Source organism: Williamsia sp. 1135 (assembly GCF_002095395.1).
Lineage (GTDB): Bacteria > Actinomycetota > Actinomycetes > Mycobacteriales > Mycobacteriaceae > Williamsia.
In genome coordinates, this window is record NZ_MJEI01000073.1 from 1 (window position 1) to 17488 (window position 17488).

16 protein-coding genes are annotated in these 17488 nt (G+C 65.5%); 13 read left to right on the plus strand and 3 right to left on the minus strand.

Annotation, left to right across the window (positions count from 1 at the left end; translation table 11 throughout):
• The 8 genes from BFL43_RS06325 to BFL43_RS06360 all read left to right on the plus strand — a co-directional run.
• Positions 1 to 268 (plus strand): MSMEG_0572/Sll0783 family nitrogen starvation response protein (locus BFL43_RS06325; protein WP_143695140.1); only part of this gene is annotated, 268 nt, incomplete at its 5' end.
• Between the two features lie 10 nt (positions 269 to 278).
• Positions 279 to 1178, plus strand: coding sequence for a carbon-nitrogen hydrolase family protein (locus BFL43_RS06330; protein WP_084891741.1), 900 nt, complete (start codon positions 279 to 281; stop codon positions 1176 to 1178).
• The gene (locus tag BFL43_RS06335) at positions 1171 to 2472 is read left to right on the plus strand and encodes an MSMEG_0569 family flavin-dependent oxidoreductase (protein ID WP_084891742.1); all 1302 of its coding nucleotides are present in this window, start codon (positions 1171 to 1173) and stop codon (positions 2470 to 2472) included. The genes BFL43_RS06330 and BFL43_RS06335 overlap by 8 nt, the downstream gene beginning before the upstream one ends.
• A gap of 2 nt (positions 2473 to 2474) precedes the next feature.
• Entirely contained in the window at positions 2475 to 3911 is a 1437-nt protein-coding gene (locus BFL43_RS06340; RefSeq protein ID WP_084891743.1) for an AMP-binding protein, read from the plus strand.
• Positions 3908 to 4831 carry a TIGR03854 family LLM class F420-dependent oxidoreductase gene (locus BFL43_RS06345; RefSeq protein ID WP_240498102.1) on the plus strand — a complete coding sequence of 308 codons (924 nt, stop codon included), beginning with the start codon at positions 3908 to 3910 and terminating at the stop codon, positions 4829 to 4831. The genes BFL43_RS06340 and BFL43_RS06345 overlap by 4 nt, the downstream gene beginning before the upstream one ends.
• Positions 4832 to 4905: 74 nt before the next feature.
• Positions 4906 to 5904 carry a hypothetical protein gene (locus BFL43_RS06350; RefSeq protein WP_084891745.1) on the plus strand — a complete coding sequence of 333 codons (999 nt, stop codon included), beginning with the start codon at positions 4906 to 4908 and terminating at the stop codon, positions 5902 to 5904.
• 96 nt (positions 5905 to 6000) lie between these two features.
• On the plus strand, positions 6001 to 8433 hold the full coding sequence (locus BFL43_RS06355) for a penicillin-binding protein (protein ID WP_084891789.1): 2433 nt from the start codon (positions 6001 to 6003) through the stop codon (positions 8431 to 8433).
• 64 nt (positions 8434 to 8497) lie between these two features.
• A complete protein-coding gene (locus BFL43_RS06360; protein WP_240498103.1) occupies positions 8498 to 9148 on the plus strand; it encodes a TetR/AcrR family transcriptional regulator in 651 nt (216 codons plus the stop codon).
• A gap of 6 nt (positions 9149 to 9154) precedes the next feature.
• Here BFL43_RS06360 and BFL43_RS06365 read toward each other — a convergent pair whose 3' ends face one another.
• Both BFL43_RS06365 and BFL43_RS06370 read right to left on the minus strand, forming a co-directional pair.
• Positions 9155 to 9646, minus strand: coding sequence for a hypothetical protein (locus BFL43_RS06365; protein ID WP_143695141.1), 492 nt, complete (start codon positions 9644 to 9646; stop codon positions 9155 to 9157).
• A 48-nt stretch (positions 9647 to 9694) separates the two neighbouring features.
• A complete protein-coding gene (locus BFL43_RS06370) occupies positions 9695 to 10285 on the minus strand; it encodes a TetR/AcrR family transcriptional regulator (protein ID WP_084891747.1) in 591 nt (196 codons plus the stop codon).
• 143 nt (positions 10286 to 10428) lie between these two features.
• Between BFL43_RS06370 and BFL43_RS06375 the strand changes: the two genes are divergently transcribed.
• From BFL43_RS06375 to BFL43_RS06395, 5 genes are all read left to right on the plus strand, one after another.
• Complete coding sequence (locus tag BFL43_RS06375) at positions 10429 to 11448, plus strand: aldo/keto reductase (RefSeq protein WP_084891748.1); 1020 nt, start codon at positions 10429 to 10431, stop codon at positions 11446 to 11448.
• Between the two features lie 91 nt (positions 11449 to 11539).
• On the plus strand, positions 11540 to 12655 hold the full coding sequence (locus BFL43_RS06380) for an alpha/beta hydrolase (protein WP_084891791.1): 1116 nt from the start codon (positions 11540 to 11542) through the stop codon (positions 12653 to 12655).
• A gap of 284 nt (positions 12656 to 12939) precedes the next feature.
• A complete protein-coding gene (locus BFL43_RS06385; RefSeq protein ID WP_084891749.1) occupies positions 12940 to 13545 on the plus strand; it encodes a hypothetical protein in 606 nt (201 codons plus the stop codon).
• Positions 13546 to 13663: 118 nt separating this feature from the next.
• A complete protein-coding gene (locus tag BFL43_RS06390; protein ID WP_084891750.1) occupies positions 13664 to 15061 on the plus strand; it encodes a carotenoid oxygenase family protein in 1398 nt (465 codons plus the stop codon).
• Positions 15062 to 15124: 63 nt separating this feature from the next.
• Positions 15125 to 16396 (plus strand): competence/damage-inducible protein A, encoded by a 1272-nt coding sequence (locus tag BFL43_RS06395; protein WP_084891751.1) that lies wholly within the window; start codon positions 15125 to 15127, stop codon positions 16394 to 16396.
• Positions 16397 to 16403: 7 nt separating this feature from the next.
• On the opposite strand, the gene BFL43_RS06400 is transcribed toward BFL43_RS06395, so the two are convergent.
• The gene (locus BFL43_RS06400; protein WP_084891752.1) at positions 16404 to 17312 is read right to left on the minus strand and encodes an alpha/beta hydrolase; all 909 of its coding nucleotides are present in this window, start codon (positions 17310 to 17312) and stop codon (positions 16404 to 16406) included.
• Between the last annotated feature and the right edge of the window lie 176 nt (positions 17313 to 17488).

The window sequence follows — 17488 nt, forward strand, 5'->3', positions numbered from 1 at the left end:
GGGCGCGATCAACTGCCTGGCCACCCGCGGATTCCCGACCACCGGTGACTCGGGCTTCCCGGGTGAGCAGAACATCAACGACTCGCTCGCGACGTTTATCGCCGAAGGCGGCACCGTCTACTGCTGCCGATTCGGACTCGCCCTGCACGGCGGCCGCGAAGAAGACCTCATCGAAGGCGTCATCCCCGCCCACCCGCTCGATGTGCAGGACGCGCTCATCCACTACGCCCGCAAGGGCGCCATCATCAACTCCACCTACATGGTCTGAGGATCACGACATGACAACTCTGGCAGCGGTTTCAGCCAACTTCACCCGAGATCTCGATCAGAACTACGCACTCATCGAAACACTTGTAGACGAAGCCGGGGAGCGCGGCGTCGACTTCCTGGCACTGCCTGAAGCCGCCATCGGCGGGTACCTCTCGTCGCTCGGCAACCACGGGGACACCGTCAAGACCACCAACCGCTCACTACCGCCGGCGATCTCGGTCGACGGCCCCGAACTCAAACGGGTGCAGAGCATCGTCGGTGACATGGTCACCGCCATCGGTTTTTGCGAACTTGCCGAGGACGGCGAGACCCGTTACAACGCAGCAGCATTGCTCGACGGCAACCAGATCTACGGAACATACCGGAAGGTGCACCAACCGCTCGGCGAGCACATGTCGTATTCAGCCGGGTCGGCCTACCCGGTCTTCGAGACGCCGGTGGGCCGCATCGGTCTGCAGATCTGCTACGACAAGGCGTTTCCCGAGGCTGCACGCCTGATGGCACTCGATGGCGCCGAGATCATCGCGAGCCTGTCGGCGTGGCCCGCCGCCCGCACCGCGACCGCCGAGAACCTGCAGGAAGACCGCTGGACGTACCGGTTCAACCAGTTCGACATCGCACGGGCTCTCGACAACCAGGTGTTCTGGGTGGCCGCCAACCAGTCCGGCACCTTCGGGTCGCTGAAATACGTTGGTAACGCCAAGGTTGTCGATCCCGGTGGCAACATCCTGGCCACCACATTGCTCGGCAGCGGTATGGCCGTCGCCGAGGTCGACATCGCCGCAAAGTTCTCCGAGATGCGCGGCGGCATGTTCCATCTGCGTGATCGGCGCCCCGACGTCTACGGGAAGGTGACCGAACTCGACGAGGCCGGCACTGCGACCTGGCGGGGGTTGGCCCATGCCTGAGCGCACACACGTCCCCGTCGCGATCATCGGGGGAGGGCAGGCCGGTCTCTCGGTCAGCTGGTACCTCGGTCGTCAGGACATCGAGCACCTCGTCATCGAAGCCAAGACGGCCGTCCACGCCTGGACCGATACCCGCTGGGACAACTTCACACTCGTCACCCCGAACTGGCACTGCCGTCTTCCCGGATACAGCTACGCCGGTGACGATCCCGACGGCTTCATGAAGCGAGACGAAGTGGTCGCCTGGCTCGAGGGCTGGCTCGACACCTTCGAACCGCCATTGCGGGAGCACACCCGCGTGACCAGGCTGCGCCAAGGCGCCGGTGGCGGCTTCGAGTTGACCCTGCAGTCGGGCGGCAATGAAGAGATTCTCACCGCCGACGACGTGGTGATCGCGACCGGCGGGTACCCGCTGCCTGTGATCCCGGTCTTTGCGCGCACCCTCGATCCGGCTGCGACACAGATACATTCCGAGGAATACAAGAACGCCGACCAACTGCCGGACGGCGCCGTCATGGTGGTCGGCACCGGGCAATCCGGTGCACAGATCGCCGAAGACCTCCACCTCGCGGGCCGCACGGTCCACCTGGCGATGGGCAAGGCCCCTCGGGTCGGTCGCTTCTACCGTGGCCGCGACTGCATGACCTGGCTCGCCGATATGGGGCTCTACGACGTCGGGGTACAGGAGTACCCCGGCGGACAGGCCGCGCGGGAGAAGACCAACCACTATGTGACCGGCCGTGATGGTGGCCGCGACATCGATCTGCGCGAGTTCGCGACGCAGGGCATGCACCTCTACGGTCTGCTCGAGGACGGCCGCGACAGCCGGCTCGAGTTCGCCCCGACGCTGCGTGAGTCGCTCGACTCGGCGGATGCGACGTACAACTCGATCTGCGGTGACATCGATCGTCACATCGAGCGCGAGGGTATCGACGCGCCGCCGGCCACTCGCTATAGGCCGGTGTGGGAGCCGTCCGAGGAGCCGACCTCGCTGGACCTGGCGGCAGCCGGGGTCACCAGCATCGTCTGGGCAATCGGATATCGCCCCGACTACCGGTGGATCGAGGCAAGTGTCTTCGACGGCGGTGGGCGCCCCATGCAGACCAGGGGAGTCACCTCGGTGCCGGGCCTGGCGTTCATCGGGTTGCCGTGGATGTACACCTGGGGGTCGGGTCGGTTCCACGGAATCGACCGTGACGCAGCCCATATCGCTGCATCGATCATCGATCGGGTGGCTCCGGGTTCGGCCGGCCGCGAGGCCACCGATGGTGCCACGCTCGCGACCACTCCCTGACCGTGGCCGAGTATTCGTTCTCTCGGCTGATCACCGCGCGGGCCCGGGCCGACCCGGATGCCGTGGTCGTCGTCGCCGACGATGAGGTGTTGACCGCGGCCGATCTCGACCGGCAGAGCAACCGCCTCGCGAGGAGCTATCTCGAACTGGGGGTCCGCCGGGACGACCTGGTGGCGGTGGCTCTGCCCAATTCTGCGGAGTTCGTCATCGTGTGCGCTGCGATCTGGAAGGCGGGCGCCACTCCGATGCCGACATCGCCCACGCTGGACGACTCCGAGCGCGGCAAGATCGAAGAGCTCGCCCGTCCGGCACTGAGTGTCGGTGTACGACCGGTTCATCCGCAGATCTACTGGGTCGAGACAGGTTTCGCCCCGGACCCCGGATTGTCGGACGCCGAACTCCCCGACAGTTGGGCGTCCTGCTGGAAGGCGCCGACGTCGTCGGGCAGTACGGGTGTTCCCGCGGTGATCCGGGCGGCCGCGCCCGCGCTGCTCGACCCCGAACGGCCGGTGGCAGCGTTCCTGCCGCCGGAGGCGGTGCAGCTGGTGAGTGGGCCGATCTGGCACTCCGCATCGTTCACCTACGCATTTCGTGGGTTGCTCACCGGACACCGGCTGATCATCCTGCCGGGATTCGACGAACGACGGGTTCTGGCCTCGATAGCGAGCCACCGGGTGAGCTGGACGCTGCTCTCACCCACGATGATTCATCGGCTACTCCGCGTTCCGGCGCCCGAACGTCTGGCCGCGGATGTCAGTTCGCTCGAGACGGTCCTGCACCTGGGATCGCCGTGTCCGCCCGCGGACAAGCGAGGTCTGATCGACTGGCTCGGCCCGCACCGCGTGGTCGAGGTGTACGCAGGCGGTGAATCCAACGGGCTCACCATGATTCGCGGAGACGAGTGGCTGGAACGTCCGGGTAGCGTCGGACGGCCGATCGGCGGCACCGAACTACGCGTCGTGCGCGGTGATGGATCTGTAGCGGACGCGGGCGAGGTGGGAGAGGTCTGGCTGCGGCGAGGGCCGCGCCCCACGTATTCGTACCTGGGCCGCCCGTCGCGCCGGACGACCGATGGCTGGGATTCGCTCGGTGACGCGGGCTTTCTCGATGCGCAGGGCCATCTCACGATCATCGACCGCGTCGCCGACCGGATCGTCAGCGCGGGCGTCCACATTTATCCGGCCGAGGTGGAGCGGGTGCTCGAAGAACATCCCCTGGTTCGTGGGGCAATCGCTTTCGGCGTCCCTGACGAGCAGCTCGGATGTGTGGTCGAAGCGGTCGTGGACGTCGCAGGCGTCGCGGTCGAGGCCGACTCGCTCCGCGCCTTCGCCGCGCGACGCCTGGACGAACTGCGTGTACCCAGACGCATCCGGCTGCAGGACAAGCCGGTGCGCTCCGACGCCGGGAAGGTCCGTCGACCTCGTAACCTTGCTGGATGAGCATGAAAGTACGCATCGGGGTCGGGCTGATACCGACCGAGGGGCCACCGCAGGGTGCCGGGCTCGCTGAGCTGGTCGACGACCTCGAATCACTCGGCATCGACTCGGTGTGGCTCTCCGATCAGGTGTCGTCACCGGATCACGCCGACCCGCTGATCGGTCTCGCATACGCGGCGGGCCGGACCGAGAAACTCAAGCTGGGCACCGGCGTCCTGGTGTTGCCCGGGCGCAACCCCGCACTGGTCGCAGCGCAACTCGCCGGCCTGGCCGCGCTGGCACCCGGCCGGGTGTTGCCCGCGTTCGGGGTGCAGCCCGCGACGCGCGGAGATCGCACGATGTACCCGGCGCCGGCAGGGCGGCGAGGTGAGCTGTTCGAAGAGGCGATCAAAGTGGTCCGGGCGTTGCTGACCGAACCGGTTGTCACCCATCACGGTGAGTTCTTCCACTTACAGGAGGCCTCGGTTGGACCCCTTCCCGCCAAGCCTCTCGACCTGTGGCTAGGGGGCAGGCTGCCGGTGAGCACGGACCGGATCGGGCGCCTCGGTGACGGCTGGCTCGGCAGCTTCATCACCCCCGCCGAAGCTCAGCGGTGCCGCGAGCAGATCGAGGCGACCGCCGCCGGGGCGGGGCGCGAGGTCGAGGCCGATCACTACGGCACCAACATCATCGTTGCGCCGGACGGCACGGATGAGGCGGTCATCGACGATCTCGTGGCCAGGGCGGCCGGCCGACGCAAGGACATCCTCGACCCGAACGTGCTCATCTGTCGCGGGTGGGAGCAGGCCCGCACCCAGGTCCGCGCCTTCGTCGACGTCGGGCTCACCAAGTTCGTGGTCCGCCCGATTGCGCCGGTACCTTCTCGTCGCGCGTTTCTCGAGCAATTCGCCCAGGAATTGCTTCCGCTGGAAGATCGTCGATGATTCGAATTGATTCGCATTAGACTTCGGTCAAATATTCAGATGTGACGTCGGCGCACGCGAGAGGCTGCGACACGATGCTGGTGCTACCCGTTGTGGTTCTCGGCTATGGGGCGGTCGCGCGCGCCTATATCGGCCAGATCATTTCTCATCGCGCTGAATATCGTTCCCGATTCGGCGTCGATCTCACGGTGGCCGGGGTGCGAACTCATCGCGCGCAGACGGAGATCACCGAAGACACGATCCCGCCGCGGTCGGAGTGGAGCGCACCGACTGCGCTGGACGAGTTGATCGCCAGGGTCGAGGCGCGGGTTGTGGTGCAGGCGGTGCCGTCGGACGATGCCGGTGCGGCCGAAGCGGTCGCGGATGGTGTCTGTGCTCTCCGGAGCGGCGCGCACCTCGTGACGGCCACCAAGACGACGTTGCTGCACGGCTGGCGCGCCCTGGATGCGGCGTCTCGGGAGACCGGTCGCGCGGTGAAACTCTCCGGGACCACCGGTGCGATGCTGCCCGCCGCCGATGTGGCCCGGTCGCTGAGCAACGGTATCCACGTGACGTCGGTGAGCGGATGTGTCAACGGAACCGCCACTTTCGTCCTCGATCGACTTTCAGACGGTGACTCTCTGGGCGATGCGGTGGAGGCGGCCCGGCGCGCCGGCATCGCTGAAGGTGACCCTGCCGCCGATCTCTCGGGACGAGACGTGGCGACGAAGATCCAGATTTTGACCGGCCTGCTCTGGTCGCGGGATCCGGGTGCCGCCGAGACGATTCTCGAGCCGATCACCCCCGCCATCAGATCGGCCGCTGTGCGGGCGAAAGGACGTGGTCAGCGGCTACGCCAGGTGGCGGTCGCCGACCTCGACATCCCGGATCTGGTGACGGTGTCGATCCGGGCGGTGACCCGAGAGAGCCCGCTCGGAGCGCTCAACGGACCCGAGAAAGCCGTGATCTTCGATTGCGGCGAGTTCGGTCCGGTGACCGTCACCGGTGGTCAGAGCAGTCCGACCGGTGCCGCGATGGCGATGATCAAGGACACTCTGTCCCTCGCTCTCGAGGTGGCTCCGGGTCTGCGCTGAGCGGAGCGCGGCCCGGTTCACGGCCGCCATCGAGAACGGTGTGTAGTCCGATTTGTCCGTAATGTGGAATCCGTGTCGAAGTCCAGGTCTCTGTCGATGTTGCTCGGGTGCTGCTTACTGGCCGGCATTCTCGTAGCCGGTTTGCTGTTCCCTCTGGTCGGAGGAGTGGGCTTTGTGTCGAGCCGAGCCGCGAGCGCCGTCGACAACGTCGAATCGGAATTGGTGGGCGGACAAGTCCCCGAGGTCACCACGATGACCGATGTCAACGGAGACCCGATCGCATTTCTGTACGACCAGAGGCGATTCCAGGTCGGATACAACGACATCTCTCCGGAGATGATCCGCGCGATCATCTCCGTCGAAGATCGACGATTCCTCGAACACGACGGGGTGGACTGGCGGGGAACGATTCGCGCGCTGGTGACCAATCAGGCGTCGGGAGAAGTACAGCAGGGCGCCTCGACCCTGGATCAGCAGTACGTGAAGAACTACCAACTGCTCGTCCTCGCGCGCACCGACGCCGAACGTCGATCCGCGACGGAGACGACCGCGGCCCGCAAACTGCGAGAGATCCGGATGGCCCGGACGTTGGAGCAGTCGCTGACCGCCCAGGCGATGAATGAGAAGAACCTCGATGCGGAGTCGGCAAAGCAAGAGGCCAAGAAGGCCATCGTCACCCGCTACCTGAACCTGGTGCCGTTCGGCAACGGTGCCTACGGCATCGAAGCCGCTGCCGGTACCTACTTCGGCAAGCCCGCCAAGGACCTCACGGTCCCCGAAGCGGCAATGCTCGCCGGCATGGTGCAGTCCAGCTCGGCGCTGAACCCCTACACGAACCCCGAGGGAGTGCTGGAGCGGCGAAATATAGTGCTCGACACCATGATTGCGAACTTTCCCGAGCGCGCCGACGAGTACGTTGCCGCCAAGGACACCCCGCTCGGCGTGCTGCCGTCACCACGTTCGCTGGACCAGGGCTGTATCTCCGCCGGCGATGCTGGTTTCTTCTGTGACTACGCCCTGCAGTTCCTGGCGGAGAACGGGATCAGTCGAGATCAGATCGCGCGCGGCGGCTACTTGATCCGCACCACCCTCGATCCGCAGGTGCAGGAAGCCACCCACAACGCGGTCCGTACGTACGCATCGCCCGACCTGACCGGTGTCGCCAACGTGATGAACGTGATTCGGCCAGGCACCGAATCGCACGACATCCTCGCGATGACGTCGAGCCGCGACTACGGACTCAACCGCGACATCGGGCAGACGATGCAGCCCCAGCCCTATTCGATGGTCGGCAACGGCGCCGGGTCGGTGTTCAAGATCTTCACCGTCGCGGCCGCGATGGAGCGCGGCCTCGGGGCGGGGTCGTCGCTGCAGGTGCCGTCGACGTTCCAGGCCAGGGGGATGGGCAGCAGCGGTGGCGTCAACGGTTGCCCGGCGAACACGTACTGCGTGCGTAACGACGGCAATTATCCGGGCAGCATGTCCGTCACGAATGCCCTGGCCCAGTCGCCCAACACGGCGTTCGTGAAGTTGTTGCAGGATGTCGGGGTCGGGCCGACGGTCGACATGGCGGTCCGGTTGGGACTGCGGTCGTACACCAACCCCGGGACGTCGGGATTTGGTGAGCAGAGCCTCGCCGACTACATCAAAGAGAACAATCTCGGGTCGTTCACGCTCGGCCCGACGGCGGTCGATGCCCTGGAGTTGTCCAACGTTGCAGCAACATTGGCCTCAGGTGGGGTCTGGTGTCCACCGAATCCGATCGCGTCGATCACCCAGCCGAAGCGGGACAGCAACGGCAACCGGGTGCTCGAGGCCGACGGCAGGCCCGGCGTCGTGGAGGTGGCGCTGGAACGACCTGCCTGCGAGCGGGTGGTGGAGCCCGGCCTGGCCAACACCCTCGCGAATGCGATGAGTGAGGACGATCGCGGTGCAGGCACGGCTGCCGGTGCCGCCGGCTCGACGGGGTGGAGCCTGCCGATGTCGGGCAAGACCGGGACCACCGAGGCCAACCGCTCGTCGGCGTTCCTCGGGTTCACCAACAATCTTGCCGGTGCGACCTATGTCTACAACGATTCGTCGACGATCTCCGAACTGTGTTCGGGGCCGCTGCGTCAGTGCGGGTACGGAAACCTCTACGGCGGCAACGAACCGGCTCGGACATGGTTCAGTGCCATGCTGCCGGTCGCCGACAAGTTCGGACCGACGGCACTCCCGCCGCGGGATCCCGCATACGTGGCCGGGGTCGGCGGCAAGGCGGTCCCGTCGGTGGTCGGGCTGTCCGCAGGTGAGGCGACGGCGCGGCTCGAAGCCGAGGGTTTCAGGGTGAATCAGGTCAGTGTCGGCAGCGGCCAGGCATCGGGCACGGTCGTCTCGTCCACACCGAACGGTTCGGCGATACCGGGCAGTACGGTCACGATCTCCGTCAGCAACGGACAGGCACCGCTACCGCCACGACGTGCCGCGCCGCCGCCCGCGACGATCACCGTTCCGGGCCTCGGGCCGATCGTGATCCCGCTACCGGGGTGATTCTCGTCCGGCTGGCATAGGCTCAGGCGATCGGGCATCGACCACTTGCCGTCAGGAGGAGCTCGTGAAGTCTGCTGAGCCGGATCCGCAGTCGCTGCTCGAACGCGCGTTCACCGATGCTGTGGAACGCGCCGACGACAACGATCAGACCCGCACCCGGCTTCTCGATGCGGCGTACGAGCAGTTCTGCCGCATGGGTATCCAGCGATCGTCGATGGAGGACGTGGCGAAGCGTGCCGGGATGTCCCGGATCACGGTCTACCGGCGCTTCGCGACCAAGGACGCGCTGGTCGAACAGGTGATCCTGAGGGAGTTCCGTCGCTACTTCGACCGGTTCCTGGCGGACATCCGGGACGCGAAGTCGGCGGCCGACCGGGTGGTGCTGGGTTTCGTGAGTTCCCTGCGCGCATTCCGTGGCAATCCGCTCATCGGCGGACTGATGTACGCGGAACCGACCCTGCTCGCGGGCTCCATGATCGGTGACGAAGGCCGAATGCTCGGTGCCGTCTCACAGTTCGTCGCCGGTCAGCTCAGGCGTGAGCAGCAGGCGGGCACCGTCGCAGCCACCCTCGACACCGACCTCGTCGGCGAGATGATGGTGCGGGTCGCGGCGTCGTTCCTGACGATCCCGAGCCGGGCTGTGGATCTCGACGACGACAGCGTGCTCGAATCGGTGGCCAGGCAATTCTTGGTTCCGATGCTCACGCCGACCTGATCAGATTCATGAGCAGGTGTCGAAGGACCCTCCGGACGCGAGGATGAGTCGACGATATGCCTGTACGCCGTAGCAGTCGCCGAGATCTGTCGCGGTCAACTGCGTCGGTCCGCCGCTCGTCGGATCACCTGGAGGTGCGCACACATTCCCTGTACCCGTGGCGGTCTCTCCTCCCCACGACGTCCACGTGATATCAGAAATCGTGTTGCCGCACAGAGAGTTCAACGACACCAGCTCCGGCCGCTCGGTGCCGTAGCCGATGGCGTACTGGTTGTCGGCACGGCCGAGCACGACCGGGCCGCTGACGGCGGGGTCGTTCTGGTGAACGTCGGGATGGCGGTGTTTGCATCCGTCGTCGCCGCGGCACTGCGTGACCAGTTGAACTCGCCTGGATCGCCGTTCCCACCACCGCACCCGGACAGCGAAGTCGCGACCACCGCAGCCACCGAGACCGACAAGACCGCTCGCCGCACGAATTGCATGAGGAACTCTATCCACGAAGCCAGTGGCCACGGCCTGCCCCAGCGGGAAGTTCACATCAACGAACTACACGAGGTCGGCCTGCGCACGAAGCCCCGCGATGAGGACCCCCACCAGACGGCGCGCGTCGTAGCCGGGGTTGTCGGCGCCGATGCAGAGGTTGCCGACGCCGCGCATCAGTTGGATGGCGTCGAGGTCGGAGTGGATCTCGCCCGCCGCGACGCACGCGTCGAGCAGGGCGGCGCACACGGGTACCAGTCGGTCGAGGAAGTAGGCGTGCAGTGTCTCGAAGCCGGCGTCCGGCGACTGCATGGCTTCGGCGAGGCCGTGCTTGGTGACCAGGAAGTCGACGAAGAGGTCGATCCACGCCCGTAGCGCGGCATGAGGGGTGGCACTGTTCGCGAGGAGGGCTGGTCCCGCCTCCGCGCAGGCTTCGACCTGGTGGCGATAGACGGCGACGATGAGATCGGCGCGGGTCGGGAAGTGTCGGTAGATCGTTCCGACACCCACGCGCGCCCTGGTGGCGATGTCTCGCACGGGGGCGTCGACCCCTGACTCGACGAAAGCCGCGGCCGCCGCGTCCAGCAGTGTCGCTTGATTGCGGCGCGCATCGGCTCGCTTGCGCGGCGCCGACGGCACCGACTCGTCGTCTGCCATTTCGAGCCCCTGATCCCTCTCACTTGGCAAGCGGAACATTGTTCCGTATGTTGGTTATCGGAACGCAGTTCCGCTTACCCAGGATGTCAGACCACGCACGCCAGGACCAGTGGGGCATCCGATCATCTGCCAGGAGGATCACCATGAAATTTCGAACTCTGGGACGTACGGGCGTTCAGGTCAGCACGCTCGCGCTCGGCGCCATGAACTTCGGCGCCATCGGTCGCACCACGCAGGACGACGCCACAGCGATTGTCGACGCCGCTCTCGATGCGGGCATCAATGTCATCGACACGGCTGACATGTACAGCCAGGGCGAGTCCGAGGAGATGGTCGGCAAGGCCATCGCCGGCCGCCGCGACGATGTGGTGCTCGCGACCAAGGTATTCAACCCGATGGGGGACGAGCGCAATCATCGGGGCAGTTCACGACGGTGGATCGTCGCGGAACTGGAGAACAGCCTGCGACGGCTCGCCGTCGACCACGTGGATCTCTACCAAATACATCGCTGGGATCCGAACACCAGTGACGAAGAGACCTTGTCGGCCCTCACCGATATGCAGCGAGCAGGAAAGATCCGGTACTTCGGTTCCTCGACCTACCCGGCTCATCGCATCGTCGAGGGCCAATGGGCGGCCCGTGGACACCACCTGGGCAGGTACGTGACCGAGCAACCGCCCTATTCGATCCTGCAGCGCGGCATCGAATCCCATGTCTTGCCGGTGACCGAACAGTATGGACTGGGCGTACTGGTGTGGAGTCCGTTGGCGTCGGGTTGGCTCTCGGGTGCAATCCGCGAAGGGCGGGAGATGACCACCAGCCGTTCAGGATTGATGCCGCAGCGCTTCGACACCGCCATTGCGTCCAACCGCGCGAAGATGGACGCCGTCGAGAAGCTGGTTGCCGTCGCCGAAGGCGCCGGGCTCACCTTGATCCAGCTCGCCCTAGGATTCGTCACCGCGCATCCTGGCGTCACCAGCGCCATCATCGGACCGCGAACCGTCGATCACCTGCACTCGCAACTCGCCGCCGCCGACACGGTGCTGTCGGCCGATGTGCTCGATGCGATCGACGAGATCGTCGCTCCAGGACTTGATCTCGCTCCGGATGAAAAGTTCGACACACCGCCGTCGCTTCTCGACTCGACGCTCCGTCGACGCTGACCCCCCGGCTGCGACTCGAGCGGGGCGATCGTCGAGGGACAGGAGCAGCGCGATCCTGCTGTGAGCGGTGGCCGCCCTTAGGATGGTCACCATGGTTATGGCTGATCGTCCCGAGGTGCAGACCGCATCCGCGCCGGTGACGGCGCTGACCGTGTTCGGTTTGGCGGAGAGCATGCTGAACGGACTCGCGAGGGTGCCGTTCCGTCGGCCGTGGGAGGGCCCGGCAGGTCTGCTGGACAACGTCGGGCAGTCGGTGACCCGTCAGACCATCCGTTCCTTCATGGGGTACTCGATGGGACTGCCGATCGAAGAGTTCCGGTCGATGGAGCGCATTCTCGACGATATCTGCCGGGTGGTGATGCCGCCGTTCATCGGATTGACCGACGATGTGGAGATCACCGACGACACGATCGGGGGTGTGGAGGGGATTTGGTGCCGGGCGAAGGCCAGCTCCGATGCCCACGTCGAGGACTGCGACGACAAGCAGACGATCGGCGCGACAATCCTCTATCTGCACGGCGGCGGATACATCGGAACGTCGCCGATCATGTACTCCGCATTCGCGGCGAAGCTGGTGAAGATCACCGGGTACGAGGTTTTCATCGCCGACTATCGGATGGCCCCCGAGTTCCCGTTTCCCGCGGGCGTCCACGACGCCGCGGACGTGTACCGGGGTCTGCTCGACCGCGACGTCGACGCGGACCACCTCGTGGTCGCCGGTGACTCGGGTGGCGGCGGTCTCGCGACCTCGCTGATCAAGTACCTGCACGATCACGACCTGCCCAAGCCCGCCGCGGTGGCGCTGTTCTCGCCCGAGGTCGACCTCGACTTCAACCACCCGTCGATCACCTTGAACGCACAGTCCGACATCCTGCCCTGGAGCCTGCCTGCCGCACCGTATCTGGCGGGGGTCCAGCCCAACGATGAGCGGGTGTCGGCGGTCCACTCGATGGCAGATCCGGAATGGTTCCCGCCCACCTTTGTGTGCTGGGGTGCCGATGAGATGTTCCGTGACGGGATCCGCGAGTTCGCGGAAAACCTCGGCAAGGCCGGGGTGCCCGTGCACGCCATGGAAGAGGCCGGGATGTTCCACGTCTTCCCGATCCTGATGCCGTGGGCCGAGTCGTCGAAGAGAGTCTTCCGCGAGCTACACGACCTGGCCGGGCGCCACGTCACCCCCGACCCGGACGCAGAACCGACTCACTGACGCATATGTCTGCACTCTGGTCGCCTTCTGTTCATGAAGGCGAATCCGAGTTGCTCCGCTCGACCCATTGCGAAATGCGCTCCACTTTCAGCGATCTGCTCCGCTTCCAGAGCGTTGGAAACGGAGCAGATCGACAGAACCGGAGCAGATTTCGCCGGCGCACCCGTTCGTGACCATAAGTTTGGTGATTGTTTTGGCCAGTAACTTTAATCCCGCTATTTATTGCGCTGCCAACCCTTCTCAAGGTTAAATATCGCTACTACTGGACAGAACTAGAGGACTCCATGAACGCCAAATCAATGTTGCTCGGTTTTGCCCCCTGGATCGTCTTCTCGGTGGTCGCCGAGCGCTTCGGTGCCGACCACGTTGCACTCGCAGCAATTCTCGCGTTCGTCATCGCTCTGGTTCTCACCGTGTACGAGACCATGCGTAGCGGCTGGAAAATCCTGGACGTCGCCGGCGTCGTGACATTCGGAATCATCGCTGCGATCGGCCTCGTCGGAGACCACGCGGTCGATGAGAACCTGGTCAACTTCGGCCGTGGTGGTTCGACATTCGTCCTCGCCGCGATCATGGCAATTTCGGCATTCACGATTCCGTTCACGGAGCAGTACGCCCGCGAGAGCGTCGACAAAAGCCTTTGGGACTCACCGATTTTCCGCGCGAAGAACAAGCAGATCAGCCTGATGTGGGCCGGTGTCATCTTCGCCATCGCCGTCTCCCACATCATTGCCGGCGCCATCACCTCCTCGCAGGATCTCGCCGGATCGCACCCGGCCAACATCGTGCTGAACTGGGTCGTCCCCATCGCATTGATCGTCTTCGCCATCAAGCGCACCCGCGCCATCGCCGACTCCCGGCCGGCCGGCGCCGGCACCCAGCCCGCGTAAAAGTCACCCCCGCTGTGAACAGGCGTAGGAGCATCCGTCATCTGATGGATGTTCCTACGCTTTTTCGGTCACAGACGCGAGTCATCGTCCACAACCCATTCGACGAAGGAACGTCCCGATGACCGTCACCACCGACCCCAATCGACCCGCCCCGATCGACCCCGGCAATGTTCATCTGACCGGGGTGTTCGCCCCGCAGCGCGATGAGACGGATGCGATAGATCTCCCGGTGACCGGCGAGATCCCCGCCGATCTGAGCGGCAGCTACCTGCGTAACGGCCCGAATCCGCGCTTCGACCCGATCGGGTCGTTCGTGTTCCCGCTCGACGGCGACGGCATGGTGCACAGGGTCACGCTGGAGGGCGGTCGTGCCTCCTACAGCAACCGATTCGTGCGGACTCCCATGGTGGAGTTGGAAGAAGAACGCGGCGAGGCGATCTGGTCGGGCATCACCGATGGCTACACCCCACCGGCGAGCGTTGTCGGAGAAGAACTCGCCGGAACCACCCGGGCACTGCCCGACATCAACATCGTCCGGCACGCCGGTCGCCTGATGGCAATGGCCGAGTCGGACAAGCCCTACCTGCTCGACCCCCGCACGCTGGCGACGCTGGGCGCCGAGGACTGCGACGGCGCGATGCGGGTGGGCAGCACCGCGCATCCGAAGATCGATCCACGCACCGGCGAGATGGTGTTGTTCAACTACATTTTCGAGGCGCCGTACCTCACCTGGTCGGTCGTCGCAGCGGACGGTTCGTCGCTGCGTCCGCCCACCGCCATCGACGGTCTCGACGCCCCCGTGATGATCCACGACATGGCGCTGACCGAGAAGTATGTCGTGCTGTTCGTGTGCCCACTGATCTTCGACATCGCGGCCGTCATGGCCGGGGGATCGCTGTTGTCGTGGCGGCCCGACGACGGCACCCGGATCGCCCTGATCCCGCGCGACGGTTCTGCTGTGCGATGGGTCCACACGGAACCGTTCTGGGTGTGGCACTTCGCCAATGCCTTCGACAATGCGGATGGAACGGTCACGGTCGACTACGTGGAGTGGACCTTCCCCGGCGGGTTCGCCGCGACATCGGTCCCGAACGAGTCGGGATTGATGCGCGCCGCCATCGACCCGACCGCGGGAACCATCACCCGCAACCGGGTCAGCGAGCGCAGGGACATCGACTTTCCTCGGGTCGACGACCGGTTGCTCACCCGTGATCACCAGCGGGTCGCCACGGTCGGCAAGTCCGACTCCGACACCGGTTTCCAAGAGAGCCTGTGGTTCCACGATGTCGCGAAGAGTGCTGAGGTGTCGTGGAGCCCGGGTGTTGCGATCGGTGAACCGATCTACATCCCCGGCGCCGACCATGATTATTGGGGTGCCATCGGAACCGACCCCGAAGACTTGCGGTCGCGGTTCTATCTCCTGACCGCAGACAGCCCAGAAGACGGACCCATCGCAACCATCGATCTGCCGATCCGGGTACCTGCGGGGTTGCATGGGGCCTGGATCGAGAAGTAGTGACAACCGGCTCTTTCGACGGCGTCGTCGCGGCAACGGTGGCTCACCACTAAGGTCGATGCAATGGCAGTGCGTGCGGGTGTGGTGGTCACGGGAACCGAAGTTCTCAGCGGTCGGGTCACCGATCAGAACGGTCCGTGGGTCGCTCGGCAACTCCTCGAGATGGGTGTCGACGTCGCGCACATCACCGTGTGCGGCGATCGGCCGGACGACCTGACCGCCCAGTTGCAGTTCCTGGCCGATCAGCGCGTGGATCTCATCGTCACGACGGGAGGCCTGGGCCCGACTGCCGACGACCTCACCGTGGCCACCGTCGCTGCCCTGTGCGGACGTGAACTGCAGCTCGACGTCGAACTCGAGCAACGCATCGACGCGATCGTGCAGCGATGGCGCAGCCGGATGAGTACCGCGGTCGATTCGGAGCCTTTGAACGCCGGCATCCGTAAACAGGCCCTGGTTCCAGACGGTGCCCAATCGATTGCGCCCACGGGCACCGCACCGGGCGTCGCGATACCGGCTACCGGCCCGCTGCCGGCGATCCTGATCCTGCCGGGGCCGCCTCGGGAGCTTCAGGAGATGTGGCCGGAGGCTCTCGAATCCGCCGCTGTAGCAAACGCATTGGCAGGTCGGTCCGCGGTTCGGCAGTCGACGATCCGCGCCTACGGTCTGTCCGAAGCCGATCTCGCCGCGACGTTGCGGACCGCAGAGGTCGAGGTTCCGGGATACGGCGAACTCGAGATCACGACCTGCCTGCGCCTCGGCGAACTCGAGATGGTGACCCGGTATCCCGATTCCGCGGACGCCGCATACGCGAAGCTGTCAGCGCAGGTCGCCGAATATCATGGCAGACAGATCTTTTCGACCGACGGATCGACCATCGACGACATCGTGGCAACGCGCCTGTCCGGTCTCCGGATCGCGACCGCCGAATCGTGCACCGGTGGAATGATCGCCGCCCGCCTCACCGACCGGGCCGGTTCGTCGGCGTACGTCATCGGCGGGGTGGTGTCGTACTCCAATGAGGTGAAATCCGACCTCCTCGGCGTCCCCGCGGGGATGATCTCCGAACACGGTGCAGTCAGCGAACAGGTCGCAGCTTCTATGGCCGAGGGGGTGCGCAGTCGCGTGGGCGTGGATATCGCGGTGTCCACCACCGGCGTCGCCGGACCCGGCGGTGGCACCGAGCTCAAACCGGTCGGTACCGTCTGCTTCGGGATCGCAATGAACGACCGGCCAACTCTCACGCGCACCTTGCGGCTACCTGGCGACCGCGCCAGTGTGCGGTCACTGTCGACCACGGCTGCGATGCACATGCTGGCGGCGGCGCTGGCCTAGCGGTCGTTCACCTAGCGATGCTGTTCAGCAACCAGGACTCGATGTCTTCGCGCGCTGTCGCGGCAATGGCAGTGGGGTGGAGGGTGAATCCATGCGGCGACGCCGGGTAGATGCGCAGGTCGACGTCCACTCCGGCCGCCGCGAGCCGCGACGCCATCGCCATGTTGTCCTCGAGCAGGACGTCCCTTACCCCCACCACCAGCAAGAGCGGCGGCAGATCTCGTAGGTCCCCGTAGATGGGGGAGACGTCGGGAAGCGTGCGGTCCGCCACGTGACCGGCGTACGCGTCCAGGAAGTACTCGTCGCTAATCAGGCGGCCTGCCGGCGTCTGGCCACTCAGGTCGTAGGTTCCGAACTGGAGAGCCGCGCCCGCAAAGCTGCGAATACCTTTGTCGCGAAGTCTCAGCAGGGTGGTCATCGCCAACGTCGCCCCTGCCGAGAACCCACCGATCGTCAGCCGTGAAGTGCCGAAGAAACGCGCGGCATTGTCGGTCAGCCACAGCGCCGCGGTCTCGCAATCATCCGGCGCCGCGGGCCAGGGGTCTTCGGGGGCGAGTCGGTAGTCGACACTGACCACCGCGACCCCGAGTGCGTCGGCCAGCTCCTGGTTTCGGATGTCGCTGCGTGCCGCGGAATCCATGTAGAAACCGCCGCCGTGGATGTCCAGGTGGACGCCTCGCGTCGCCGCAGCGATAGGTCGGATGATGCGCACCGGTACCTGTCGGCCATCCGCCTCGACGATCTCTTCGACAACCGCCGCATCGGTGGCGTGGACCACCCGCCGAGCGCGAGCCTCGCGGAGCTCATCGAGATTGCCCGGACCGCGCCCGGAAGGTCTCGCTGCGTAGAACGCCACGGCCTCGTCGATGTGTTCGGTAGGAACTGTTCGCAAGAGGTTGGTCGATCCGAACTGCATGAAACCCCTGTTCTCGAGTGAGTGTGCACCCCAATCGGCCCCGAGAGGGACGCCCGAGGGCAGTGAGTGTGCCCTCAACTGCTCGCTACGGGGACGAATGTGGTGGATTGAACACGATAGCGGCCTACCGATGACTTCTGGGCAGCGCCGCGGTCTGAATCTGCAGGTACCAGCCG

Coding starts and splice junctions, on each gene's coding strand:
- BFL43_RS06350 (WP_084891745.1), top strand. CDS start 4,906: ATGCTGGTGCTACCCGTTGTGGTTCTCGGCTATGGGGCGGTCGCGCGC.
- BFL43_RS06380 (WP_084891791.1), top strand. CDS start 11,540: ATGGTTATGGCTGATCGTCCCGAGGTGCAGACCGCATCCGCGCCGGTG.
- BFL43_RS06355 (WP_084891789.1), top strand. CDS start 6,001: ATGTTGCTCGGGTGCTGCTTACTGGCCGGCATTCTCGTAGCCGGTTTG.
- BFL43_RS06370 (WP_084891747.1), bottom strand. CDS start 10,285: ATGGCAGACGACGAGTCGGTGCCGTCGGCGCCGCGCAAGCGAGCCGAT.
- BFL43_RS06345 (WP_240498102.1), top strand. CDS start 3,908: ATGAGCATGAAAGTACGCATCGGGGTCGGGCTGATACCGACCGAGGGG.
- BFL43_RS06335 (WP_084891742.1), top strand. CDS start 1,171: ATGCCTGAGCGCACACACGTCCCCGTCGCGATCATCGGGGGAGGGCAG.
- BFL43_RS06375 (WP_084891748.1), top strand. CDS start 10,429: ATGAAATTTCGAACTCTGGGACGTACGGGCGTTCAGGTCAGCACGCTC.
- BFL43_RS06395 (WP_084891751.1), top strand. CDS start 15,125: ATGGCAGTGCGTGCGGGTGTGGTGGTCACGGGAACCGAAGTTCTCAGC.
- BFL43_RS06390 (WP_084891750.1), top strand. CDS start 13,664: ATGACCGTCACCACCGACCCCAATCGACCCGCCCCGATCGACCCCGGC.
- BFL43_RS06330 (WP_084891741.1), top strand. CDS start 279: ATGACAACTCTGGCAGCGGTTTCAGCCAACTTCACCCGAGATCTCGAT.
- BFL43_RS06385 (WP_084891749.1), top strand. CDS start 12,940: ATGAACGCCAAATCAATGTTGCTCGGTTTTGCCCCCTGGATCGTCTTC.
- BFL43_RS06400 (WP_084891752.1), bottom strand. CDS start 17,312: ATGCAGTTCGGATCGACCAACCTCTTGCGAACAGTTCCTACCGAACAC.